Consider the following 25,128-nt stretch of genomic DNA (forward strand, 5'->3'; position numbering starts at 1 on the left):
CGACCACCGCACCGCTCATCGGCCAGGCCCGACGCACTCAGACGGCTACCGGGCCCNGCCCCTGTCCCGGTGCCGGTGCCGGTGCCGTGACCACCCGCACCCCCAGCTCACGCAGCTGACGATCGGTCACGGGCGTCGGGGCGCCCGTCAACGGGTCGAGTCCCGACTGGGTCTTGGGAAAGGCGATGACCTCCCGGATGTTCTCCTCACCGGCGAGGATCGCCACCAACCGGTCGATCCCCACCGCGAATCCGCCGTGCGGTGGTGCCCCGTAGCCAAAAGGGGTGAGGAAGAAGCCGAATCGAGCCTTCGCCTCCGCCGGCGAGATTCCGAGGATCCCGAAGATGCGCTGCTGGAGACCGCTCTCATGGATCCGGATCGAACCGGATCCGAGTTCCCAGCCGTTGAGCACCAGATCGTACGCCCGGCTACGCACCGCGAGCGGATCGGTCTCCAGCTTGTCCACATCGTCGGGGTGCGGACGGGTGAAGGGGTGATGCCCCGGCTTCGGCCGTCCGGTGCCAGGGTCCACCCCGACGAACAGCGGGAAGTCGACGACCCACACGAACCGCAACGGACCTTCGCCGGCCGGTGGGCGGCCCAGATCGTTGCGAAGCTGGCCGAGTACCTCGCAGGTGGTCGCCCACTCGTCGGCGACCAGGAGAAGAAGGTCTCCCGCCACCGCCGCGGTTGCCGCGACGATGCCGGCGAGTTCCTCGGCGGAGAGAAACTTCGCCACCGGGGACTCCAGTTCACCGCCGGGACCGACCCGCATCCAGACCAGGCCCTTCGCGCCCAGTCCCTTCGCCCGCGCNGTGAGATCGTCGAGCTTGCGCCGGTTGTGCGAGGCCGATCCGCCGGGTACGCGGATTCCCTTGACGGCCTCGGCCCCGGCGAACGCCTTGAAACCGCTACCCGCGAAGACCGCGGTCAGCTCTACGAGTTCCATGCCGAACCGCAGGTCCGGCTTGTCGACCCCGAAGCGGTTCATCGCCTCGTGCCAGGACATCCGCTCGATCGGCGGCACGGGGCCGCCGGTCACCGCCCGGGCCGCGGCCAAAACCGCCGCCGACGTCACGTCGAGCACGTCGTCCTGGTCCACGAAGCTCATCTCGAGGTCGAGCTGGGTGAACTCGTACTGCCGGTCGGCCCGTAGGTCCTCGTCGCGCAGGCACCGGGCGAACTGGAAATAGCGATCCGTCCCACCCACCATGAGCAGCTGCTTGAAAAGCTGGGGTGACTGCGGGAGGGCGTAAAAACTGCCTGGGAACTGGCGCGACGGAACGATGAACTCCCGTGCTCCCTCCGGGGTCGAGGGCATCAGCAGCGGCGTCTCGACCTCGACGAAGTCCAGCGGGGCAAGCGCCGAGCGCATCGCCGCAAGAACCGCCGAGCGGATCCGCAGGTTGCGCTGCATCCGGTCACGGCGCAGATCGAGATAGCGGTAGGCGAGACGAGTGGCCTCATCGACGGAGTCGGCTCGATCGTCCAGCGGGAACGGCGGCGGTGTCGCGACCGAGAGCACCTGCACCTCGCAGTCGCGTAGTTCGACCTCGCCCGTGGCCAGGGCGGGGTTCGCGGTCCCCTCCGGGCGGACGGCGACGGTACCGGTGATCCGCAATACGTACTCGGTCCGGACGTCGACCGAGCCGTCGACGACCGCCTGAATGATCCCGGAATGGTCACGCAGGTCGACGAAGGTCAGCGACTGGCCATGCTGACGGCGATGCGCCACCCAGCCACACACCGTCACGGTCTGGTCAACGTGATCCGATCGCAGATCACCGCACATATGTGTGCGCATGGCCGTGCGCTGCCGCCCGCCCGAGGTGGCGGCCCCCGCCACCGGGATCGGTAGCTCGCCGGTGGTCGACTGGGTCGTAGTCATCGATCCGTTGTTCCCATCGCAGTCTGGTCCGGCCCGCCGGGTACTTTTCTCGCCAGATGTGTGGCGATGTCACCGCGCCCGTCGCGGGATCCAGTCCTGACCCTATCGGCCGGTAACCGCGAGACCGCCGCTCCCGGCGGCCGCACGGGCCACACAGGCCGCACAGGCCGCACGGCGAGATCGTTCACTGTTAGCGCAGCGCGCGGATGAAACGGCTCGCCTCCCCGCGTAGCCGGGCCGGGATGCGCAGAACCTGACGGCCGCGGGGAGTGGTGAGCTCGACGGTGATCACATCTCCGTGCTTGACGCCTCGGGACGCCGTCACCTCACGACGGTCGAAGACGACGTCGAACCAGTCGCCCTCCCGCGGGAAGGGGGCGAGGACCAGCAGCCGCCGATCGGTCAGCACGATCCAGCGCGAGGCCCCGAACCGGTGTCCGACGAAGGATTCGACCTTCGCCGTGAACCGTCCGGGTCCGCTCGGGTCGGTGAGCCGACCGCGCAGCACGACCTCGGTGAACTCGCCGGACTCCAGGGGCACTGCCGGGAGACGACGGTGGGACGGTATCAGGGGCACGGGCGTCAGTGTCCTCCACACACCCCGTACAGTCGCCGGGTGAGGGCACAGGCGGACGAACCGAATGCGGCGGCCTCGGCCGCCACCCTGGCCGAGCTGACCGGAGCCGACCGGCACGACATCGCGATTGTGCTGGGATCGGGCTGGCCCCCGGCCGCCGATGTACTGTCCCGGCAGGCGACCGACGTCACCGAGGTCACGTTTACCCAACTCGGCGGCTTCCCCTCCAACACCGACGTTCCCGGGCACAAGCCGACCGCACGCTCCGTCCAGCTCGGCGACCGNCGCCTGTTGATCTATCTGGGTCGCGTGCATCCGTACGAGGGCCATGACCTGTCCCGGGTGGTCCACGCGGTCCGCCTGGCCTGTGCGGCCGGCGCGTCGACCGTCATACTGACGAACGCCGCCGGCGGTCTGCGCGCGGACATGTACGTCGGCCAGCCCGTCCTCGTCGCTGACCATCTGAACCTGACCGGCCGCTCGCCCCTGGTCGGCCCGGCGTTCACCGACCTGACCGACGCCTATTCCCCCCGGCTACGGACGCTTGCCCGCGAGGTCGATCCCACCCTGACCGAAGGGGTGTATGCGGGACTGCCCGGTCCGCACTTCGAGACACCCGCGGAGATCCGCATGCTGCGGCTCCTGGGAGCCGACCTGGTCGGCATGTCGACCGTGCACGAGACGATCGCGGCGCGGGCCGCCGGAGCGGAGGTGCTGGCCCTGTCCCTGGTCACCAACCTCGCGGCGGGGATGAGCGGCAAGCCGCTGGATCATCTCGAGGTGCTGACCGCGGGAGCCGCCGCCGCGGAACGCCTGGGTATCCTGCTCGCCGACATCGTCACCCGGCTGTAGGACCGCGGCGGAATCGCGATGCCGTCCGCGTCCCGACCCGGCCCGACGTCCCTGCCCGGCCCGACGTCCCTGCCCAGCCCGACGTCCCTGCCCAGCCCGACGTCCCTGCCCAGCCCGCTCGCCGAGCAGGTCGAGGCCTGGCTGAACGATGATCCGGATCCCGCCGACCGGGCCGAACTGGCCCGGCTGCGCGACGGCGCGGGTCACGATGCCACGCTGCTCGCGGAACTGACCACACGTTTCCACGGACCGCTGCGGTTCGGCACAGCCGGGTTGCGCGGGCCACTGCGCGCCGGTCCAGCCGGCATGAACACTGCCGTGGTGCGCCGCGCCGCCGCCGGACTCGCCACCTGGCTCACGAGCAGGGCACCACCAGCACCGGCACCACCAGCACCGGCGGCACCGAAGCCGGATCCGGCCACGGCCGGGAGCTCCATGAACGCCGCACCGGGCTCGGCCGCGGCCCCGAATTCCTCGACGGCGACCGTCGTCGTCGGCTACGACGCCCGGCATCGCAGCGAGGCGTTCGCCCTCGACAGCGCCCGGGTGTTCGCCGGTGCCGGATTGCGGGCGCTGGTACTCCCCGGGCCGCTACCCACTCCGGTGCTGGCCTTCGCCGTGCGCAGGCTGGGCGCGGACGCCGGCGTGATGGTCACGGCCAGCCACAATCCGGCCACCGACAACGGCTACAAGGTCTACCTGGGTGATGCTTCCTCTGACGCCGCGAGGGGAGCGCAGCTCGTGGCTCCGGCGGACCGTGAGATCGAAGGAATGATCGCGGCTGCCGGCCCCGCCCGGGCGATCCCACTCGCCGAGACCTGGCGGAGGCTCGATGCGGATGTCGTCGACGACTACATACACGCGGCGGCCACGGCCGGCCGGGCAGCCACCGCCACCGCCACCGCCACCGCCACAGCCACCGACCTACGCACAGACGTGACCACAGACCCGACGGCCCTGACCGTTGCGTACACCCCGTTGCACGGTGTCGGCGCAGGCGTTCTCGGCGCCGTGTTCACCGCCGCGGGTCTCGCCGCACCCAGGGTCGTCCACGAGCAGGCCGAACCCGATCCGGAGTTTCCGACAGTCCAGTGGCCGAACCCCGAGGAGGCGGGGGCGATGGACCGGGTTCTGGCGCTCGGCGAGCGCATCGACGCCGATCTGGTACTCGCCAACGATCCCGACGCCGACCGGTGCGCCGTCGCCGTCGGAGGGCGGGTACTCAGCGGCGACGAGGTCGGTCTGCTTCTCGCCGATCATGTCCTGCACTCCTGCCCCGGTCCGGTGGCGACCACCATCGTCAGCTCCTCCGGTCTGCGTGCGCTGGCCGCCGAGGTCGGCGTTCCTTACGCCGAGACGCTGACCGGATTCAAGTGGATCATGCGTGCGGACGCGCGGCTGGTCTTCGGCTACGAGGAGGCACTCGGCTACGCCGTCGCCCCGGAGCTGGTCCGCGACAAGGACGGCATCACCGCCGCCCTCGCCATCGCCCTGGTCGCCGCGCGGGCGAAGCAACGAGGCCGGACCTTGCCAGACCTGCTCGACGAGTTGTCCGCACGACTCGGTGTCCATCTCACGGGGCAACGCTCGGCGCGCTTCGACGACGTCACCCAGATCGACGAGACGATGCACCGCCTGCGGGCCCAGCCGCCGACCAGCCTCGCCGGGCGTCCCGTCACCGCGGTCCGTGACCTGCTGGCCGGTCCGCGGGACGGGGACGCACCGGCGGGAGGCATTCCCCCTCGACCCGCACGCCCCGTGGACCGCGCCGACGCGGCGCATCCGGTTCTGCCACCCGCCGACGTGCTCATGCTGTTCCTCGACGAGGACCGGGTGATCTTCCGCCCGAGCGGGACNGAACCCAAACTGAAGGTGTACCTCGAGACCGTGGAGCCGGTGCCGGGGCATGCCGTTGACGCGGTGCCCGCGGCTCGGGACCAGGCCGCGGCACGCCTGCTCCACCTGCATACGGCCGCGGGCAATCTGCTCGACGGACGCGACGGAGATCACATCTCGCCGAAGATCCGATCACCCGCGTCGCCGAGCCCGGGCACAATATAGGCCGTCTCGTTCAATCTCTCGTCGACCACGGCGGTCACAACGGTCAGGTCCGCCGTGCCGACCGCAGGGCCACCGGATTCCAGCGCCGCAAGGCCCTCCGGTGCTGCCACCACGGAGACCACGGTGACGCCCCGCGCCCCGCGGTCGGCGAGCAGCCGCAGACAGTGCAGGGCCGAACCGCCGGTGGCGAGCATCGGGTCGAGCAGCAGCACCGGGCGGCCGGCCAGATCGCTGGGCACCGCCTCCAGGTAGACCGTGGGTTCGAAGGTCGTCTCGTCGCGGGAGAGCCCGATGAACGCGGTGTGGGCGTCGGGAAGCAGGTTGAGCGCCGCCGGCAGCATGCCGAGCCCGGCCCGCAGCACCGGGACGACGACCGGCTCCGCGGCCAGCCGCACCCCGGAGGTCGTGGCCAGCGGAGTCGTGACGGCGACCGGCATCGTCGGCAGCGTACGGGTCGCCTCGTACACGAGCATCATCGCCAGGTCGTACAGGACGGGCCGGAACCGGGACCGAGGCGTGCGCTCGTCCCGCAGGACGGTCAGCGACGAGGCCGCGAGGGGATGGTCGACGATGTGCAGCTGCACGGAAGGACTCCTCGTACGCGAAGCCGGGCGATCGGCAATGATGCAACGTATGACAACGGCTCCGGCAGGATCGGACCGTCCCGGCGAGGAACCCGAGAAGTCCCCCTCCCGACCGGCCGCCGGCGCTCGCCCCACCCTGCGGCGCGCCGAGGTGGCCCGGATGGTCGACCACACACTGCTACAGCCGTCCGCCACCGGCGAGGAGATACTCGCGCTGTGCGGGGAGGCTGCCAAGCTGGGTGTCGGTGCCGTCTGTGTGGCGCCGACCCATGTCTACCTGGCCGCCGCGAGTACCCGACGGGACCGCGGTGAGGTCAGGCCGGCCTTCGGCGTCGCCTCTGTCATCGGCTTTCCGCACGGCACGCACCTGACCGTCATCAAGGCCGAGGAGGCGCGGCGGGCGGTCGCGGACGGCGCCACGGAGATCGACATGGTCATCGACATCGCCAACGCGATGGACGAGAACTGGCGAGCGATCGAGACCGAAATCACCGAGGTCCGGCTGTCGGTGCCGCCGGACGTCGTGCTCAAGGTCATCCTGGAGACGGCCCTGCTGCCGGACGAGAGCATCGGCGCCGCCTGCCGGGCAGCGGAGGCCGGCGGCGCCGAGTTCGTCAAGACCTCCACCGGTTTCCACCCGGCCGGCGGGGCCAGCGTGCGCGCAGTGCGGGCGATGGCGGCGGCCGTGGGTGGCCGGCTCGGCATCAAAGCCTCGGGCGGCATCCGCACCACCGAGAAGGCGATCGAGATGATCGAGGCCGGCGCGACCCGGCTCGGGCTGTCCGCCTCCGCGGATGTGCTCGCCGGCTTTCCCAGGTGACCGGCTTCCCCGGATGATCCGCCGGAGCTCCACCCAGCCCATCCGGCCGGTTCACGGCCACGGACTGAACCGCCGCCGACGGCCACAGCCGAGATCTGACGGCTAGCCCACGCCCCCCGCCACCCAGCAGCCAGACAGATGATCATCAACGAGCCCGCAGGCCTGCATCAGAGCATAGGCGGTGGTCGGACCGACGAAGACGAACCCGGCCGCGCGCAGCCCCTTGGCGAGCGCCACCGACTCGGGGGTCTTCGCCGGCACGTCGGCGAGGGTGGCCGGCGCCGCCCGCCCCGTCGGCTCCGGCTGGAACGACCAGATCAGCTCCTCCAGAGGATGGTCGAGCGTAAGGACGGCGCGGGCGTTGACGATCGTCGCCTCGATCTTGCGACGGTTTCGGACGATGCCGGCGTCGGCGAGCAACCGGTCGACATCCGCGGAACCGAACGCGGCCACGGCTGCCGGGTCGAATCCGGCGAACGCCGCCCGGAACGCCGACCGCTTGCGCAGGATCGTCAACCACGACAGGCCGGACTGGAACGCCTCCAGGGTCAGCCGCTCGAACAGACCGACCGTGTCCCTGACCGGACGCCCCCACTCGTAGTCGTGGTAGGCGACGTACTCCGGCGTGGACAGACCCCACGGGCATCGCGGGCAACCATCGGCTCCCACCACGACATCCGAGGCGGGCCTCACCGGGACATCCGAGGCGGGCCTCACCGGGACATCCGAGGCGGGCCTCACCGGGACATCCGAGGCGGGCCTCACCGGCCCGGACGTCCCGGACCCGGAGATCCCGCTACCGAGCAGATCGGGTTCAGCGCCCGGCGGACCGCCGCTCAGCGGACCACCGCTCAGCGGACCACCGCTCAGCGGACCACCGCTCATCAGGCTGACTCCGCGGAGACGAGCTCCGCATAGCCCGGCTTGATGACGTCGTTGATGAAATCGAGCCGCCGGTCGAAGGGCAGGAAGGCGGACTTCATCGCGTTGAGGGTAAGCCAGCGGATGTCGGACCAGCCGTAGCCGTTGACGTCCACGAGGGTCGCGAACTCACTCGACAGCGACACGCCGCTCATCAGCCTGTTGTCCGTGTTGACCGTGACCCGGAACTGCAGCCGGCGAAGCAGCCCGATGGGGTGCCGCTCGATGCTTGGCGCGGCTCCGGTGTGCACGTTCGACGAGGGACACATCTCCAGCGGCACCCGGACGTCGCGCACGTAGTTCGCGAGATCACCGAGGATCGCCTTACCGTCCGGATCGACCGTGATGTCATCGACGATGCGCACTGCGTGCCCCAGCCGATCGGCGTTGCACCACTGCACGGCCTCCCAGATCGACGGCAGGCCGAACGCCTCGCCCGCATGGATCGNGAAGTGGCCGTTCGCCCGCTGGATGTATTGGAAGNCATCCAGGTGACGGGTGGGCGGATTACCCGCCTCGGCGCCCGCGATGTCGAACCCGACCACGCCGGCATCGCGCCACCGGACCGCGAGCTGCGCGATCTCCAGCGAACGGGCCTGATGGCGCATCGCGGTGAGCAGGGCGCGAAGGTGCAGCGGTGTGCCGGCCGAACCGGCTCGGAACCCGTCAAGCACGGCCTCGACCACCGCGTCCAGGGACAGCCCGCGCTCGAGGTGCAGCTCGGGTGCGAACCGTACCTCGGCGTAGACGACGCCGTCGGCCGCGAGATCCTCCGCGCACTCCCGCGCCACCCGCATGATCGCATCCTGGGTCTGCATCACCCCCACCGTGTGCCGGAACGTCTCCAGGTAGCGGACGAGCGAACCGCTGTGCGCGCCGCCACGGAACCAGGTGCTCAGGGCGTGGACGTCCGTGGTCGGCAGATCGCGGTAACCGGTCTCGTCGGCGAGCTCTACCACCGTGGCCGGCCGGAGCCCGCCATCAAGATGATCATGAAGCAGTACCTTCGGTACCCGGCGGATATCCTCGACCGTGATCGTCGGGGACCGTGCGTCGTTCGTCATCATGTCCTCCGTCATCGTCTCGACGGTAGGCCACGGGTACGACAGAACAGCGACGGCACGATGACGACCCGGACCGCCGGGACCGGTTCAGCTGATGTGATCGAGGACAAGCGGTGTGCTCGGGGGCGGCGTCGCGGCGACCTCCACCGCTCCCGCCAGGGCCTCCCGGGCCCGCTCGACGCTGGCCGGGTCATCGGTGTGCAGTTCCAGCAACGGCTCGCCGGCCGTGACCGGGTCACCGATTCCCACCCGCCACCGCACGCCCGCCGTCGCGGAGACCGCGTCCTCCTTGCGGACCCGGCCCGCGCCAAGCCGCCAGGCCGCCAGGCCGACCGCTCGGGCGTCCAGGCGGTGGAGATGGCCGGTCGCCGGCGCGGGGACGGTCTCGACATGGCTCGCCGCCGGAAGCGGCGCGTCCGGATCGCCGCCCTGGGCCGCGACCATCGCCCGCCACACCGCAAAAGCGTCCCCGGCAGCCAGTACCTGCGCGGGATCATGAAGAGCACCGGACCGGTGGCCGAGTTCGGCGGCGACGAGGTCGATCATCACCCTGGCCAGCGCGACGGTGACCTCCACCAGATCCGCCGGCCCACCACCACGGAGGGTCTCCACGGCCTCGGCCACCTCCAGCGCATGCCCGGCGGTCCGGCCGAGGGGATGGTCCATCCCGGTCAGCAGGGCCTCGGTGCGGACCCCGGCGGCAACGCCGATCCGAACCATCGTCCGGGCGAGCTCACGGGCCTCATCCACCGACGTCATGAAGGCCCCGGAGCCGACCTTGACGTCCAGGACCAGCGCCGACGTGCCCTCGGCGATCTTCTTGCTCATGATCGACGATGCGATGAGCGGGATCGACTCGACGGTTCCGGTGACGTCCCGCAGCGCGTAGAGCCGGCGGTCGGCCGGGGCGAGGCCGGCACCCGCGGCGGCGATCACCGCACCCACCTCGGCGAGGAGCTCACGCATCCGGGCGGCCGACAGATCCGCCCGCCAGCCGGGGATCGCCTCCATCTTGTCCAGCGTTCCACCGGTGTGACCGAGCCCCCGCCCGGCGAGCTGTGGGACCGCGGCCCCACAGGCGGCGACCAGCGGCACCAGCACGAGCGAGACCTNGTCGCCGACCCCTCCGGTGGAGTGTTTGTCGACGGTGGGACGTCCCACACCGGTCAGATCCAGGCGCTCCCCACTGTCGATCATTGCGGCGGTCCAGCGGTCCAGCTCGGCGGGAGTCATCCCGCGCCACACCACCGCCATCAGGTACGCCGACATCTGCTCGTCGGCAACCAGACCCCGGGTGTAGGCGTCGACGAGCCAGTCGACGGCCCGGGGATCGACGGGTCGACCGTCCCGCTTGGCCCGGATCAGATCGACGACGTCGAAGCTTCCGCTCACGCGACACCCGGCAGATCGTGCGGTCCGAACGCTGCGGGGAGCAGGTCCGCGATGGTGCGCACGCCGTCGCCCATGGCGACGAGCAGATCCGGCCCGCCGTGCTCGTAGAGCAGCTGACGGCACCGTCCGCAGGGCGCCAACGGCGCACCGTCGGAGTCGACGCAAGCGAACGCCAGCAGCCGACCACCGCCTCTGGCGTGCAGCGCCGAGACGAGACCGCATTCGGCGCACAGCCCGAGGCCGTAGGACGCGTTCTCGACATTGCAGCCGACGACGATCCACGGGTCGTCACCGGTGGTACGTCCGGCGGCGTCCGGCAGATCCACGACCAGTGCGGCAGCACCAACCCGCAGACCCGAGTAGGGCGCGTAGGCACTCTGTGCGACACGGACAGCAGCGTTCCGCAACCGCTCCCAGTCTTTGTCGTTCACACTCCACCCCATGTCCGTGGTCCGTTCGGTCGCTGTCGCCAGCATGCCCGACCCCCCACGATCCGGCCACGATGTGATCCCATGGACGCGGGCCCCACCGGCGATCGGAAGGGACGACGGGATGGCAGGCGAGTCCCCGGACAATCCGGGTTCGGCCAGGGCGGTGACCCTCGTCGGGGGACGGTACCGGCTCGACGGGGTCATCGGACGCGGCGGATTCGGCGTCGTGCACCGGGCCACCGACGAGCTGCTCCAGCGCGTGGTTGCAGTCAAGGAAGTACGGCTGCCGCTCGGGGAGAACGCGGACGAACGCGGCCTGACCCGCGAGCGGGTCCTGCGCGAGGCGCGCGCCGCCGGTCGGCTGCATCATCCCGGTGCCGTCGCCGTCCTCGACGTCATCGACGATGGCGAGCTGCCCTGGATCATCATGGAATACGTTGACGGCCGGTCCCTCGCCACAATCATCAACGATCGCGGACCGCTGCCGGTCGAGGAGACGTGCCGGATCGGCATCAGCCTCGCCTACGCCCTGGAGGCCGCGCACCGGCTCGGCGTGGTGCACCGCGACGTCAAGCCGAGCAACGTGCTGGTGACCGCGGACGGCCGGGCCCGGCTGACCGACTTCGGCATCGCGGTCAGCCAGGGGGATCCCCGGCTTACCAGCACCGGGATGGTGATGGGCTCCCCCGCCTACCTGCCGCCGGAACGCGCCCGTGGCGATGCCGGCAGCGCCGCGGGTGACCGGTGGGGACTGGGCGCCACGCTGTTCACCACCGTCGAAGGTTACCCGCCCTTCACCGGCGGTGACCCGATTTCGGTGCTCGCCGCCCTGGTTCAGGGACGACGCCAGCCCTTCCGGCTGGCCGGACCGCTTATACCGGTGATCGACGACCTGATGGCCCCGCACGAGGCGAGCCGACCACCGCTCACCGTCGTACGCAGGCGACTGCGCGAGATAGTCGAACGAGATGCGGTCCGCCGGCCCTCGCGTCCTTCTCGGCCCACTCGCCCCCGCTCATCGACACGTACCACCTCCCCGGCCGCACGGGCCATACCGACCACACCGGCCGAGTCCGCCACCGAAGCCGTCCCCTCCGGCGACGTCACCNGGTTCCCGGAGACCGAGGTCCGGTCGGAGACCAGTGCCGTCTCCGGGATCAGTGCCGTCCCGGCACCGGTGGCCGCCCTGACCACGCCGGACACCGAGACGCGTCAGGACACCGAGACGCGTCAGGACACCGAGACGCGTCAGGACACCGAGACGCGTCAGGACACCGAGACGCGTCAGGAGGCCACGCCGTCGCGGACACCTCGGTCCCGTCCCACCGGGCCGTTGGAGCGCATGCACTCGATCGACCGGATGCGTGCCCTGGGCGGAATCCCGGCCCGGGCCCGGCTCATCGGCCGAGGGCACGGCAACGGTCTCACCGGCGGCGACGTCGAACTGGCTAATCTCTTCGCCACTGCCGCACCGGCCTCCCCGCCGTCGACCGCCCGGCTGCGGCCGGCGCCCGACGGGCCGGCGGGAATCGAGCCGGCAGGAATCGGGCCGGCGGAAGATCCGCCACGCGACCCCGGCGCCGGGGATCGACGTCGCGTGACCATCGCCGTGGCGACGCTCGTGGCGCTGGTCGCCGCCGCGATCATTGGCATCGTGATCGTGGTGACAGGGGGCCCGGACGACAGGAGCCGCGACACCTCGGCCAACCAGACCGGCGGCATCTCGTCGCCGACCGGAGCCGGCGGGTCGGCCCTGGCGGATCCGGCGGCGGCCAGGGACCCCGTCGCCCGGGAAACCACCCCGGTTACGGGCCCGCCTGGCTGGGTGTCCTACGTCGATCCCACCGCCGGCTGGTCCGTGGCGTACCCCTCGGACTGGCAGCGCCGCGAGGGGCCCGGCGGACCCGGAAACGTCGACTTCGTGGACCCGGCTACCCGGTCCTTCCTACGTGTCGGTAGCGTCAGGCAGGCAAACACCTCTGCCATCGGCGACTGGCAACGCAACGAGGCCGGCTTCCGGCAGAGCGTGCGGGATTATCGGCAGATACGGCTGGCTCCCAGCGATGGTGGGGATGGCACCAACCAGGCCGACTGGGAGTTCGGGTACCGCGGGTCGGACGGGGTCATGGTGCATGTGCTCAACCGGGGTGCGATTCGCAACGGCCACGGATATGCCCTGTACTGGCATACCAGGGAGGATCTGTGGCTGCAGGATCAACCGTTGATGCGCCAGTTGTTCGCCACCTTCCGGCCCGGTCCGTGATGTCGGTCATCGATGGATTTGCGGTGCCCGTAGTGTTCGGAAAGATGCGGGCCGTCCGGCGCGCGCATCAGTCCATCTGTCAGACTTGACACGATGGCTAAATCGGCAAGCGTGCCCCCGGACACCTCCCGGCACGGCACACCTCGCTACGTAGCGCAACGCTACCGGCTCGACACGCCCATCGGGCGTGGTGGAGCCGGTGTCGTCTGGCGCGGNGAGGACGAACTACTCCAGCGTCCGGTCGCCATCAAAGAGATCCTCGTGCCGATGGCCGGCGCGCAGAACGAGCGCGACGCGATTCGGGCCCGGGTTCTTCGCGAGGCCCGCGCCCTGGCCAGGCTGCACAGTCCCGCCATCGTCTCGGTGTACGACGTGGTCGAGGAACATCAGCGGCACTGGATCATCATGGAACTCGTCGACGCGGACAGCCTCGGCGATGTGATCCGCAACCAGGGCCCGCTGCCTTTCGACCAGGTCGCCGCGATCGGGCTGGCGCTGACCGACGCGCTCGCCGCGGCTCATTCGGCGGGCGTGCTCCACCGCGACGTCAAGCCCGGGAACGTCCTGCTCGGGCGGGACGGCCGGGTGCGGCTCACCGACTTCGGCATCGCCGCGACCGAGGGCGACGTGACCCTGACCGGCACTGGGGCCCTGGTCGGTTCCCCGGCCTACATCGCTCCCGAGCGGGTCCGGGGCTCCTCCGGTACTCCCGCGAGCGACCTGTGGGGGCTCGGCGCGACGCTGTACTCGGCCGTCGAGGGTCAGCCTCCGTTCGAGGGCCCGGAGACCTACGCCGTACTGACCGCCGTGGTGGAGGGCCGCCGGCGGGCCTTCCGGCTAGCCGGTCCGTTGCGCAACCTGCTCAGTGACCTGATGGACCGGCCGGCCGAGGAGCGGCCCGACGTGACGGAGATCCGCCGGCGGCTGATCCCGATCGCGCGCAATGCGAATCCGGTACCGGCTTCGGTCATGCACGCCCGTCCTCGGACTGACGAGGAGACGGACGCGAGTTCCGTCGACGTCGGCCTGGAGAACCTCGACGACCCGGCCGAGCCGGCAGCAGGCGCCGGACCGGCCGCGGATTCCCGGTCGGGGTCGAGCGGCGGTGTCGCCGGGACCGCGGGAGTCCAGGCGGGCGAGGCAGCTTCGGCGGCCGTGGGAGACCAGGGGGCTGTCCCGGGCCCGGCGAACCGCCCGGCGTCCGCCGCCGCGCCGCCCGTCCCCGCTGACCGCGACGTCACCGTGGATCCCCTGCTCAACCCCCTTGGCGGGGCCGCCGTGGCGGCCGCGGGCGCTGCCGGGTCGCGCACCGGTCGTAGGGAACCCGACCGCGCCGGCCCATCGAACCGCGTGATCCCGCCGGATCGGACCACGCCGCAGAACCGCGCAGCACCGCCCGGCCGGACGCGGCCCGACCCCGACCACGACGCGCCGACCAGCATCGGGCTCAACAGCGTGGCGGGGCCTTCGGTGGACGACGACGTGACCCGCATCGGCGCGGTCACCCCCGTGTCGGCGACCTCCGACCTGGATCTGTTCGACGACGACAATCACGCCGCCGGACTGTTGCCCCTCGGCGAGGCCCGGCGCCGCGCCGAGCCTGCCCGCCACGACGGACACGGTCGCGGACCGGGCGACCCCCAGCGGCGTCGGCAGCGGACGATCGCGGTCGTGGCCGGAGCGGCCATGCTCGTGATGGGCGCGGCCATCGCCCTGACCGTCGGTCTGACCTCCGGCGGCTCGACCCCCGGGCCGAACGATGTCACCGCGCAGCAGACCACGCCACCGCCCATCGCGACCATCGCTTCATCCCCCCCGGCCGTGACTTCACGGTCCGCCGCGTCTGAGGTAGTCGCCCCGGACTCCCCGCGCTATACCCCCCGCCCCCGGCCGTCGTCGTCCGCGACCCCAACGACGACGCCGACGACGGAGACACCCACCCCGACTCCCCAGCCGAGCACCCAGGTTCAGACCTCCCCGCCGCCGACCCAGACACCACCCCCCAGGGTCACCCCCTCGCCGAGCCGGACGGCGCCGGCCTCTCCAGGGGGCACAACGCCGCCCGTCGTTTCGACGACGGCACCGGCGCCGACCGGAACCACCACCTTCGTGCCCTGACGACCCGGTCGAGGGACGGCTCGGGGAGCGGGCCGGCACCGGACGGCGCCGGAACCGGGGGTGGGGCGTCCCAGTGCCGCCTGTGGCCGAGTTCACCCGGACGCGCCCGGCCCGAACATGCCCTCCACCAGGCCCGGCACTAGCATCTGGGTGAGATGCACCATCGTCTCGACGATGTGTCGGGTCGCCAGAGCGCCCCCAGACATGACCTTTCCGGCCCATCGGCTGGGCCGATCCGGAGGAGCTTTCATTGCCGAAGGCACCAGCGGGCACGCTGTACCGCGGTCGAGAGGGTATGTGGTCCTGGGTGGCCCACCGGATCACCGGTGTCCTGGTCTTCTTCTTCCTCTTCGCCCACGTGCTCGACACCGCTCTCGTCCGGGTCTCCCCCACGTCGTACAACGAGGTGATCGAGGTCTACAAGAGCCCGATCGTCAACCTGCTCGAGGTCGGCCTGGTCGCGGCGGTGCTGTACCACGCCCTCAACGGCATCCGGATCATGTTGATCGACTTCTGGGAGTCCGGCCCGAGATACCAGAAGCAGATGCTGTACGTCGAGCTCGTCATCTTCGTCGTGCTGCTGGTTGCGGCCGCCTCCCGCATGCTGCTGCACACCTTCGAGACGCTGTTCGGGAGCACGACCTGATGACGACCGCTCCCCCCGGTGGCCCGGCGGGCCCGCGCGCGCCGGAACTCGTCGCGCCCCGCACCCCCGGGCTCTCCCGCCGGCGGGGGAAGCCGGGCAGCGCCAAGGCGCGCACCAACTTCGAGCTCTACGCCTGGGTATTCATGCGGGTCAGCGGCCTGCTGTTGTTCTTTCTGGTGCTCGGCCACCTGTTCATCATGAACATCCTCGACGGCGGGGTGCAGCGGGTGAACTTCGGATTCGTCGCCGGCCGCTGGGCGTCACCGTTCTGGCGCACCTGGGACCTGGTGATGCTGCTCCTGGCGGAGCTGCACGGCACCAACGGCCTGCGCACGATCATCAACGACTACGCCGGGCGGCCCCAGACCCGGTTCTGGCTGAAGACGCTACTCTATACCTCGGCGTTCCTGGTCGTCGCCCTCGGCACCCTCGTCATCTNCACCTTCGATCCCGACATCTGAACGCGCCGGTGATCCCGTGACCCCAGCATCGGACGGATGGAGGTAGGCGTGCAGGTCCACAGGTACGACGCAGTCATCGTCGGTGCGGGTGGAGCCGGCATGCGTGCCGCCATCGAGGCGGGCACCCGCTGCCGGACCGCCGTGCTCACCAAGCTCTATCCCACCCGCTCGCACACCGGCGCGGCGCAGGGCGGCATGTGTGCCGCCCTGGCCAACGTCGAGGAGGACAACTGGGAGTGGCACACCTTCGACACGATCAAGGGCGGTGACTACCTGGTCGACCAGGACGCCGCGGAAATCATGGCGAAGGAGGCCATCGACGCTGTCCTCGACCTGGAGAAGATGGGGCTGCCGTTCAACCGGACGCCCGAGGGTCGCATCGACCAGCGCCGGTTCGGCGGCCATACCCGCGACCACGGCAAGGCCCCGGTGCGCCGCTCCTGCTACGCGGCGGACCGCACCGGGCACATGATCCTGCAGACGCTGTACCAGCAGTGCGTCAAGCACGACATCGAGTTCTTCAACGAGTTCTACGTCCTCGACCTGCTACTACAGAAGGGCGCGGCGGCCGGGGTGGTCGCCTACGAGCTGAAGACCGGAGAGATCCACATCTTCCAGGCCAAGTCGGTGGTGTTCGCCACCGGCGGTTTNGGCAAGGNCNTNAAGGTCACCTCCAACGCGCACACACTGACCGGTGACGGAATGGGTCTGGCGTTCCGGCGGGGCATCCCGCTGGAGGACATGGAGTTCTTCCAGTTTCATCCGACCGGCATCTGGAAGATGGGGATTCTCCTCACCGAGGGTGCCCGCGGCGAGGGCGGAATCCTACGCAACAAGGACGGCGAACGCTTCATGGAGCGCTACGCCCCGACCATCAAGGACCTTGCGCCACGCGACATGGTGGCTCGCGCCATCTACACCGAGATCCGTGCCGGCCGCGGCTGCGGCCCGGACGCCGACCACGTCTACCTTGACCTCACCCACCTGCCGCCGGAGCACCTCGACGCAAAGCTGCCCGACATCACCGAGTTCGCTCGGACCTATCTCGGCATCGAACCGTACAACGACCCGATCCCGATCCAGCCGACGGCGCACTACGCGATGGGCGGCATCCCGACCAACGTGGACGCGCAGGTGCTCGCGGACAACGACACGGTCGTGCCCGGTCTGTACGCGGCCGGCGAGGTGGCGTGCGTGTCCGTGCATGGCGCGAACCGGCTGGGCACCAACTCGCTGCTCGACATCAACGTATTCGGCCGGCGGGCTGGCATCGCCGCCGCCGAGTATGCGAACGCGAACGCACAGCACGTCGACCTCCCGGAGAACCCGGCGTCGTTCGTCGAGGACCTGCTCGGGCGCCTGCGCGCGGGCGCCGGAACCGAGAACGCGGCCGCGATCCGGCGCGAACTGCAGGAGTCGATGGACGTCAACGCCTCGGTGTACCGGACGGAGGCGACGCTCAAGCAGGCGCTGAGCGACATCTCCGGCCTCAAGACGCGTTACCAGCGGGTGGGCGTGTCCGACCGGGGGCGTCGCTACAACACCGAACTGCTCGAAGCGGTGGAGCTCGGCTTCCTGCTGGACCTCGCCGAGGTCCTGGTCATCGGGGCGATGGCCCGCAACGAGTCCCGCGGCGGCCACTCCCGTGAGGACTACCCGAACCGGGACGACGTCAACTTCATGCGCCACACGATGGCCTACCGGTCGGGGCCGCTGGTGGCCGCCTCGCCGGAGGCGGAGATCCGCCTGGACTACAAGCCGGTTGTCATGACCCGCTACCAGCCGATGGAGCGCAAGTACTGATGACAGTCACCCTCAAGATCCGTCGCTACGACCCGGAGACGGTCGACGAGGCGCACTGGGAGAGCTACCAGGTGCCGTTCGATCCGAGCGACCGGCTGCTCGACGCAATCATGTGGGTCAAGTGGAACCTCGACGGGACGCTCGCCTTCCGCCGGTCCTGCGCGCACGGGGTGTGCGGCTCGGATGCGATGCGGGTCAACGGCGCCAACCGCCTCGCCTGCAAGGTGCTGGTGAAGGACCTCGGCTCGGAGATCACCATCGAACCGATCAAAGGTCTGCCGGTAGAGAAGGACCTCATCGTCGACATGGAACCGTTCTTCGACGCGTTCCGGGCAGTGAAGCCCTACCTGATCACGGACGACCACGAGCCGACCCGCGAGCGGCTGCAGTCCACCGAGGACCGGGCCCGCTTCGACGACACGACCAAGTGCATCATGTGCGCGGCGTGCACCACCGCGTGCCCGGTGTTCTGGACCGACGGCGACTACTTCGGCCCGCAGGCGATCGTCGCGGCCCACCGGTTCATCTTCGACAGCCGTGACTCCGGTACCGACGAGCGCCTGGAGATCCTCAACGAACGCGAGGGGGTCTGGCGTTGCCGGACCACCTTCAACTGCACCGACGCCTGTCCACGCGGCATCCAGGTGACCAAGGCCATCCAGGAAGTCAAGCGGGCGCTGTTGTTCCGCCGCGTCTGAGCCTTCCTCCCGGCCGGTCATGCGGTGTCCACCGCGAGCGCGAACGGCAGCACCGACGGCGCTCCGGCCTGCCGGAGCAGGCGAGCGGCGACCGTCATCGTCCAGCCGGTGACGATCCGATCATCGACGAGCAGCACCGGGCCGCCGAGCTCGCCCAGGGCGGCGGCAAGGGCCGGGGAGACCGTGAACGCATCCCACAGGCCGGCGAGCCGGTGCGCGCTGTTGTGCACCTGCCCGGTGTGCGGCCCGCCGGCGACCCGGTCGAGCTGCCCCAGCAGCGGCAGGCGTCCGATGGTGGAAATGCGCTCGGCGAGGCTCGCGATGAGCCGGGGCCGGCTGCGGGACGCGATCGACACGACGGCCACCGGCCGCCGCTGCCATCCCCAACCGGCGAGCGTTGCGACCACCGCCTCGACGAGATCGCCGGGAAGCGGGCCGTCGAGGGCGCCGGGCACAGCGGCGCCGGGCACAGCGGCGCCGGGCACAGCGAGGGTGGCAGACGTGAACATCGGGCGCAGCCGGTTGCCCCAGCCCACATCGCTGAGTCGGGCGAGCGCCCGCCCGGGCTCGGCAGCGGCCGACGCCGGGATACGCCCGGCCAGGTCGACCCCGAGCCGGCCCATCCCAGTCGGCCACATCCGCCGCGGTTCGACCGGGACGCCCGCCCGGCGCAGCTCATCCCGGGCCCGCGTCCGCGAGGACTCCGAGACCGCGGACGACCACGACCGACCGGTGCACCGGTCACACCGCCCGCAGGCCGCCGCGTGGGGATCGTCGAGCTGCCGGCGCAGGAACTCCATCCGGCAGCCGGTCGTCACGATGTAGTCGAGCATCGCCTGCTGCTCCCGAGAGCGCGCCGCGGCGACACGCCGGTAACGCTCCTCGTCGTACAACCAGGGCTCACCGGTACTCACCCAGCCGCCCCTGACTCGCCGGACCGTCCCGTCGGTGTCGAGAACCTTCAGCATCTGGTCGAGTCGGCTGGGGCCGAGGTCGACGGACGCGAGCAACGCCTGGGTCGACAGCGGCCGGTCGGCGCCCGCGAGCACTCCGAGCACCCGGCGGACGACGTGCTCCGGCGGAAAAGAGGTGTCCGCGAAGTAGCGCCAGATGTCCCGGTCCTCAGCCGCCGGGAGGAGCACGACCTCGGCCGTGTCGAGCGCCCGGCCGGCCCGGCCGATCTGCTGGTAGTAGGAGATCGGCGACGACGGAGCTCCGATGTGGACGACGAAGCCGAGGTCCGGCTTGTCGAAGCCCATTCCGAGCGCGCTGGTGGCGATCAGCGCCTTGACCCGGTTCGCGAGCAGATCCTCCTCGGCGACGATGCGCTCGGCCGCCTCGATGCCACCGTGATAGGTGGCGACGGCATGACCCTGACCGCGCAGAAAGATGGTCAGCTCCTCCGCCGCCGCCTTCGTCAGCGTGTAGACGATCCCCGATCCGGGCAGCTCGCCGAGATGGTCGGCGAGCCAGCCGAACCGGTGCTCGGCCTGCGGCAGCGACACGACCGCGAGCCGCAGGCTCTCCCGATCGAGACTCCCGCGTAGCACCAACGTCCCGGCGGACGCCGGGCCGGCGGGAGCGGAGGTTCCGAGCTGCTCACTGACGTCCTCGACCACGCGGGTGTTGGCGGTGGCCGTCGTGGCCAGCACCGGGACCCGCGGACGCAGCCCGGCGACGAGAGTGCGCAGCCGCCGGTAGTCGGGCCGGAAGTCGTGCCCCCAGTCGGAGATGCAGTGCGCCTCGTCGATGACGAGCAACCCGGTGGTGGCGGCGAGCTCGGGCAGGTAGTCGTCCCGGAAGGTCGGATTGTTCAGCCGCTCCGGCCCGACGAGCAGCACGTCGAGCTCGCCCGACCGCAACGCCGCGTAGACCTCGTCCCACTCGGTCACGTTGCCGGAGTGAATCTCGCCGGCGCGGATGCCCAGCCTCGCCGCGGCCGCCGCCTGGTTGCGGATGAGCGCGAGCAACGGGGAGACGATCACCGTCGGAGCAGCGCGTCCCGCTGCGCCGCGGAGCAGTGCCGTGGCGAGGAAGTACACCGCCGACTTGCCCCAACCGGTGCGCTGGACGAGCAGCACCCGGCGCCGGTGGGTCACGAGCGCGTCGATGGCCTGCCACTGGTCCTCGCGCAGCGCCGCGGCCGGCCCGGCAAGCGCCCGCAGCAGCTCCTCCGCGCGCTCCCGCAGCCCACCGGGCCCCGGTTCCGCCGGGTCCGCCAGGCCCGCCGGGAACATCGGGCCCGGCCAGGCCTCCGCCCGATCCGGGGCATGCGCGACCGGCGACGCCGGGCCGGAAGCCCCCGGAAGCGCGGAGGTCGTCTCGTCTGCTGCCATGAGAGGTGTCTACCCGATGCCACCGACAAGATCGGATCGTCCCAGGTCACAGCGGGACGGAGTCACCGTGACGGCTCGGCAGATACCCGATCACGGTAGGCTTCGCCCGGCATGACCGGACAGTGCCTGTCGCCGGGTTCCACCGGTTCGTGCGGCCGGCCGCGGCACCCTCTTCCAGCCGCTCCAGGTAGGGCGCCTGACCACGCTGACTGACCCGGCGACTCGCCCACGACTCAGGAGCGCGTACACATGAGCGAACGGCTGGACGGCACCGTTGCCCTGGTGACCGGTGCGAGCAGCGGCATCGGTGAGGCGACCGCCCGCGAGCTGGCCCGGCACGGCGCCGCGATGGCGCTGGTCGCGCGGCGCGGCGACCGGCTCGAGCGCCTCGCCGCCGACATCACCGGCGCCGGCGGCACCGCCCTCCCCCTCCCGCTGGACATCACCGACCAGGCCCAGGCCGCCGACGCGGTGAAGCGCACCGTGGCGGAGCTCGGCCGGCTCGATACCGTCGTCAACAACGCCGGTATCATGCTGCCCGGGCCGATCCTCGACGCGCCGACCGAGGAGTGGGACCGGATGGTGGCCCTGAACCTGCAGGGCCTGCTGTACGTCACCCATGCGGCGCTGCCGCATCTGCTCACTGCCGCGGACGGCGGCCCCCGCCAGGTCGCGGACCTGGTGAACATCAGCTCGGTGGCGGGACGGCACGCCACCATGGGCGCCGGCATCTACAACCTCACCAAGTTCGGGGTGAACGCGTTCACCGAGTCGCTGCGCCAAGAGGTCACCGCCCGGCACGTGCGCGTCTCGGTGGTCGAACCGGGCTCCGTCGAGACCGAGCTGAGGTCCCATATCCGCGAGGAGATCCGGAATATCGTCATGCGCCGCATCGCCGACATCGAGCCGATGCAGTCCGAGGACATCGCGGACGCCGTTGCCTACATCGTCACCCGGCCGCGGCGGGTCGCGATCAACGAACTGCTCATGCGGCCCACCGAGCAGGTCGGCTGACACCGCGTCGCGCGGGAACCCCTGGCGCCGGACTGGTCGGGCGTGTCCCGGATTTTCCGGGACACGCCGCTCCGCGCCCCCGGAGTGGGCCCACGCGCTCAATCACTCAATTGGGACTCGGTGCGACCACACACGACGATCAACGCGAAGCAGCCGCGCAGGTCAGCCCCTGTTTCCCAACGCCAGGAGAATCACACGACGTAGAGCCGATCATGAAACGGAGCGGTTTCGAAGACTACCGCCGCTTTCGGCATGTCAACGACCCGAATTGATCAGCCGCCTGGATGAGGCATCATCACCGGTATCGCCATGGCGGACGGCCCGTGCGCCGCGGATGCCGAGCCAGCCAACGACGGAGCCGATGGCGAGGGAAGCGACAGTCAGGACCAGGTGGACCGTGAAGAAGCCAGTCGGGCCGTCGTCCCAGGAACGATCATCCTTCCACACGTTCCGCAGGAAATTTGGCCAGATGGCCCACGTCCAGACGCCGACCGCGATCAAGAACCAGGACGCACGCTTCGACAGAGTCACCTCACCAGCCTCGCACTCACAGGCGCCGTGGCCTCTCCGTGGGCGCGCGATTTCAGCCACGTTGATCGACCATAGGGTGAGATGGCAGCCAGATTTTCGACGACCAGCTGCCGAACCGTTCTTGGGCGAGGGGACCACATGGGCCCACCCCGGGGCAAGATGATCGACGGAGGGTAGGGCGGGTGAACCGAAGTTACGATGTCGCCATGACGGAGATGCCGCTCCCACCCGATGACCAACTTGCCGAGGTCGTCCGAGAGGCTGCCGCATCTGGTCAGGTCGTCTACCTGACGGACAAGGGCCAGCGGCTGGCCGCCATCGTGCCGGCCGGTCTCGCCGAACTCCTCGAACGGGGCGAGACGACCAACGGACGGCGCGTGCTCGGCGCCCGGGGCGCAGGCCACAGCGGCCGGCAGGACATCTCCGAACGCATGGAGGAGATCCTCTCCAACGAGGTGGCGTCATAGCCCTCGTAGTCGACGCCGGTACCGGCGAACCCTCAGCGGCCCGATTGGGCCCGTAGCACTGAGGTGACCTCCACCGCCTCAAAGACACGACCATAGCTTCGCCCGGTACGTTCCCGCAGAATTTCCAGCTCCACAAGCCTGGCGACGGCGTTGCTCGCCGCCTGCAAAGTCCTCCCGGTATCTTCACTGACCGAACGCACCGTGACAAACGGACTCCCGATCAGCCCGTCGATGATATCGCGGACCAACCCACCGGTCAGACCCGCCACCTTGAGTCGTCGCACGTATTCGGCCTGGAGACCGAGGAGGTCGTCGACTGTCCGAATAGTCCGCTCACAGGACTCGACCAGACCTTCGGAGAAGAACGAGATCCAGCCGTCCCAGTCTCCCGTTGCGCTAACTTCCCTCAAATGGTCCTGGTACTCTTCCCGACGCACCTCGAACCAGGGCGACACAGCCAGCAACGGCTCCGAGAGTATCCCCTTCCAACAAAGNTCGAGGACCACGAGAAGCCGCCCGATTCTGCCGTTTCCATCGTTGAATGGATGAAGAGTCTCGAACTGATAGTGCGCCATCGCCGCAGCCACGACCGGGTCAATGGACTTCGAATCCACGGTGATCCAGTCCAGCAGATCACGTACAGCCGCGTCCAGTTCCAGTCCGGGCGGCGACGGGACGAAGCGAGCGGTGTCGATCGCACCACCGCGGCTTCCGATCGCAACCTGAATCGAGCGGATCCTCCCCGCATCACGGGTGTCCGCAGGAGTTCCACGCACGAGATCTCGATGCACCTGACAAAGCGCGGCTACGGTGAGTGGGCGACCATCGCCTATCCACGCGAAGGCCGCCTCCGCCGCCCGGACATAGTTGAGGACCTCCCGAACCTCCTCGCTCTGCGAGGTCGGCTCTGTGACCTCAGCCGCAAGCACGTCCTCCAGGGGAGCGAAGGTCCCCTCCAACGCGGACGTGCTCTGCGCCTCCGTCCGAAGCGTGGGTTGCAGTAGCAAGGCGGGCTCAGGAATCTGTCGACCAGCCTGATCGAGACGACCGAGAGCGCGCCCCGCGCGGGCCACGTTCCGCCACGTCCCTCCCGCCAGCGCCGGCTCGGCGCCCGCCAGCGGGTCCGGCTGGAAGGCCACATGTTCGTACGCGACGCCCGACCGCCCGTCAGTTCCAGTGATCTTGACGAGATGTCCAGTAGGGCTGCGCTCGAACCGATCCCGATCCACAATCCAAGTCTACGGGCAAGAACTTGAAATCTTCCCACGCGGCTCCAAGTCCGCTTGCAGAGCCCGTCCCAGCGCCACCCCGCCGACCCATCGCACGACATGCCCTTGACTCGCCTCGGTCCGAGCACAGGCCGTCGCCAAAACCACCCCATCCGTCACTGACTGCGATACGGCGGGCTGGAGTACCTAGGTCATGAGTGAAGGCTCTACAAATTTGGCCGTTGCAAGTCGGGTTGTGTACACGGTCGCTTGGCGCCCAAGCGCCCCTGAGTCACACGTCCCGTACGGGGCCTGCGCACGGGATCGGCGCTTATCTCGTCTCGCTACCCCGACCCCCGCAGTAGCTTCCCATTCAAGATCCAATCCAGGAAGAGATTGATTGGCGTCAATCCTGAACAGATCACGTGAAGTGCCGAAATCGAGAAAATATCGCATTCCATTGTCGTAGACACACGAAAGCCCTCGACTCGCGAACGGTAGAAGAAAATCTGCGTTTGCTCCTACGTGCGAAACGGTAAGACTAGACGGTATTTACCGAGCCCTGCACTTCCGTCAGCAAAAGCCGAAGAGTCAGGCTGTGCTTTTCGGGTGGGAGCCGACAGGGTGACCCGCAAAGTCATTGATGCAGGTCAGCGGGGTTGTCGAGAGTGAGGATGGCCAGGAGCAGGGCGTTGTCGTGTCGGATTCTGCGGATGGTCGGGGCGATGCGGTTATGGNCAGCGAGGCGAATCAGCCCGATGATCAGGTTACGGAGNGTGGTCATGATGCGGGGCAGTGGGCCGGTCCGAACCCGCGAGGCATCCTCACGGAACGTCACATCGCGCACCCAGTGGACCTTGTTCTCGATCGTCCAATGCCCTCGGGCGTAGCCCGCGAGATCAGCGGGTGTGACCGCGTCGAGGGTGAGGCTCGTCAGGACGTGGACCGTGACAGTGCTCGGGATCGTCCGGGTGACCCGGGCCCGGCCCGTGC

General features: G+C 69.8%; 22 protein-coding genes. 11 read left to right on the top strand and 11 right to left on the bottom strand.

Features of this window, described 5'->3' with window-relative positions; genetic code table 11:
• Window positions 1–37 precede the first annotated feature (37 nt).
• Window positions 38–1,888 (bottom strand): aspartate--tRNA ligase, encoded by a 1,851-nt coding sequence (gene aspS, locus ALLO2_RS07860; RefSeq protein ID WP_051874983.1) that lies wholly within the window; start codon window positions 1,886–1,888, stop codon window positions 38–40.
• A 190-nt stretch (window positions 1,889–2,078) separates the two neighbouring features.
• Window positions 2,079–2,465 carry a hypothetical protein gene (locus ALLO2_RS07865; protein WP_023839883.1) on the bottom strand — a complete coding sequence of 129 codons (387 nt, stop codon included), beginning with the start codon at window positions 2,463–2,465 and terminating at the stop codon, window positions 2,079–2,081.
• 39 nt (window positions 2,466–2,504) lie between these two features.
• On the opposite strand from ALLO2_RS07865, the gene ALLO2_RS07870 reads away from it, so the two are divergent.
• Window positions 2,505–3,317: a purine-nucleoside phosphorylase gene (locus ALLO2_RS07870; protein WP_023839882.1), complete on the top strand. Its 813-nt coding sequence runs from the start codon at window positions 2,505–2,507 to the stop codon at window positions 3,315–3,317.
• A gap of 18 nt (window positions 3,318–3,335) precedes the next feature.
• Window positions 3,336–5,378: a phospho-sugar mutase gene (locus ALLO2_RS07875; RefSeq protein WP_011435143.1), complete on the top strand. Its 2,043-nt coding sequence runs from the start codon at window positions 3,336–3,338 to the stop codon at window positions 5,376–5,378.
• On the opposite strand, the gene upp is transcribed toward ALLO2_RS07875, so the two are convergent.
• Entirely contained in the window at window positions 5,324–5,962 is a 639-nt protein-coding gene (gene upp, locus ALLO2_RS07880) for a uracil phosphoribosyltransferase (protein ID WP_011435142.1), read from the bottom strand. The genes ALLO2_RS07875 and upp overlap by 55 nt on opposite strands.
• A gap of 40 nt (window positions 5,963–6,002) precedes the next feature.
• On the opposite strand from upp, the gene deoC reads away from it, so the two are divergent.
• Entirely contained in the window at window positions 6,003–6,782 is a 780-nt protein-coding gene (gene deoC / locus ALLO2_RS07885; RefSeq protein WP_108913196.1) for a deoxyribose-phosphate aldolase, read from the top strand.
• A 102-nt stretch (window positions 6,783–6,884) separates the two neighbouring features.
• Here the strand turns inward: deoC and ALLO2_RS07890 are convergent, their stop codons facing one another.
• The 4 genes from ALLO2_RS07890 to ALLO2_RS07905 all read right to left on the bottom strand — a co-directional run bounded on the left by ALLO2_RS07890 (window position 6,885) and on the right by ALLO2_RS07905 (window position 10,635).
• Entirely contained in the window at window positions 6,885–7,475 is a 591-nt protein-coding gene (locus ALLO2_RS07890; RefSeq protein ID WP_035730889.1) for a DNA-3-methyladenine glycosylase I, read from the bottom strand.
• Between the two features lie 191 nt (window positions 7,476–7,666).
• Window positions 7,667–8,767, bottom strand: a complete 1,101-nt coding sequence (locus ALLO2_RS07895; RefSeq protein ID WP_035730891.1) for an adenosine deaminase — start codon at window positions 8,765–8,767, stop codon at window positions 7,667–7,669.
• Window positions 8,768–8,854: 87 nt separating this feature from the next.
• Window positions 8,855–10,159, bottom strand: a complete 1,305-nt coding sequence (locus tag ALLO2_RS07900; protein WP_035730791.1) for a thymidine phosphorylase — start codon at window positions 10,157–10,159, stop codon at window positions 8,855–8,857.
• Window positions 10,156–10,635, bottom strand: coding sequence for a cytidine deaminase (locus ALLO2_RS07905; RefSeq protein ID WP_011435137.1), 480 nt, complete (start codon window positions 10,633–10,635; stop codon window positions 10,156–10,158). Before ALLO2_RS07905 ends, ALLO2_RS07900 begins: the two co-directional genes overlap by 4 nt.
• 76 nt (window positions 10,636–10,711) lie before the next feature.
• Here ALLO2_RS07905 and ALLO2_RS07910 point away from each other — a divergent pair, with 76 nt between their 5' ends.
• The 6 genes from ALLO2_RS07910 to ALLO2_RS07935 all read left to right on the top strand — a co-directional run bounded on the left by ALLO2_RS07910 (window position 10,712) and on the right by ALLO2_RS07935 (window position 18,579).
• Window positions 10,712–12,853, top strand: coding sequence for a serine/threonine-protein kinase (locus tag ALLO2_RS07910; protein ID WP_035730894.1), 2,142 nt, complete (start codon window positions 10,712–10,714; stop codon window positions 12,851–12,853).
• Between the two features lie 93 nt (window positions 12,854–12,946).
• On the top strand, window positions 12,947–14,971 hold the full coding sequence (locus tag ALLO2_RS07915; protein ID WP_011435135.1) for a serine/threonine-protein kinase: 2,025 nt from the start codon (window positions 12,947–12,949) through the stop codon (window positions 14,969–14,971).
• A 250-nt stretch (window positions 14,972–15,221) separates the two neighbouring features.
• Window positions 15,222–15,617, top strand: coding sequence for a succinate dehydrogenase, cytochrome b556 subunit (gene sdhC / locus ALLO2_RS07920; RefSeq protein WP_011435134.1), 396 nt, complete (start codon window positions 15,222–15,224; stop codon window positions 15,615–15,617).
• Window positions 15,617–16,078, top strand: coding sequence for a succinate dehydrogenase hydrophobic membrane anchor subunit (locus ALLO2_RS07925; protein WP_035730792.1), 462 nt, complete (start codon window positions 15,617–15,619; stop codon window positions 16,076–16,078). The genes sdhC and ALLO2_RS07925 overlap by 1 nt, the downstream gene beginning before the upstream one ends.
• 48 nt (window positions 16,079–16,126) lie before the next feature.
• Window positions 16,127–17,881: a succinate dehydrogenase flavoprotein subunit gene (sdhA, locus tag ALLO2_RS07930; protein ID WP_035730896.1), complete on the top strand. Its 1,755-nt coding sequence runs from the start codon at window positions 16,127–16,129 to the stop codon at window positions 17,879–17,881.
• On the top strand, window positions 17,881–18,579 hold the full coding sequence (locus tag ALLO2_RS07935; RefSeq protein WP_011435131.1) for a succinate dehydrogenase iron-sulfur subunit: 699 nt from the start codon (window positions 17,881–17,883) through the stop codon (window positions 18,577–18,579). Before sdhA ends, ALLO2_RS07935 begins: the two co-directional genes overlap by 1 nt.
• 17 nt (window positions 18,580–18,596) lie before the next feature.
• Here the strand turns inward: ALLO2_RS07935 and ALLO2_RS07940 are convergent, their stop codons facing one another.
• Window positions 18,597–20,816 carry a RecQ family ATP-dependent DNA helicase gene (locus ALLO2_RS07940; RefSeq protein ID WP_023839876.1) on the bottom strand — a complete coding sequence of 740 codons (2,220 nt, stop codon included), beginning with the start codon at window positions 20,814–20,816 and terminating at the stop codon, window positions 18,597–18,599.
• A gap of 348 nt (window positions 20,817–21,164) precedes the next feature.
• Here ALLO2_RS07940 and ALLO2_RS07945 point away from each other — a divergent pair, with 348 nt between their 5' ends.
• The gene (locus ALLO2_RS07945) at window positions 21,165–21,929 is read left to right on the top strand and encodes an SDR family NAD(P)-dependent oxidoreductase (protein WP_011435129.1); all 765 of its coding nucleotides are present in this window, start codon (window positions 21,165–21,167) and stop codon (window positions 21,927–21,929) included.
• Window positions 21,930–22,184: 255 nt separating this feature from the next.
• On the opposite strand, the gene ALLO2_RS07950 is transcribed toward ALLO2_RS07945, so the two are convergent.
• Entirely contained in the window at window positions 22,185–22,460 is a 276-nt protein-coding gene (locus ALLO2_RS07950; RefSeq protein WP_011435128.1) for an SCO4848 family membrane protein, read from the bottom strand.
• A gap of 206 nt (window positions 22,461–22,666) precedes the next feature.
• On the opposite strand from ALLO2_RS07950, the gene ALLO2_RS07955 reads away from it, so the two are divergent.
• A complete protein-coding gene (locus tag ALLO2_RS07955) occupies window positions 22,667–22,927 on the top strand; it encodes a hypothetical protein (RefSeq protein ID WP_035730898.1) in 261 nt (86 codons plus the stop codon).
• 32 nt (window positions 22,928–22,959) lie between these two features.
• On the opposite strand, the gene ALLO2_RS07960 is transcribed toward ALLO2_RS07955, so the two are convergent.
• Window positions 22,960–24,156 (bottom strand): Fic family protein, encoded by a 1,197-nt coding sequence (locus ALLO2_RS07960; protein ID WP_035730793.1) that lies wholly within the window; start codon window positions 24,154–24,156, stop codon window positions 22,960–22,962.
• Window positions 24,157–24,772: 616 nt separating this feature from the next.
• On the bottom strand, window positions 24,773–25,128 hold a 356-nt coding region (locus ALLO2_RS23185), incomplete at its 5' end, for a transposase (RefSeq protein ID WP_157493305.1).

It is taken from the genome of Frankia sp. Allo2 (assembly GCF_000733325.1).
Taxonomy (GTDB): domain Bacteria; phylum Actinomycetota; class Actinomycetes; order Frankiales; family Frankiaceae; genus Frankia; species Frankia casuarinae.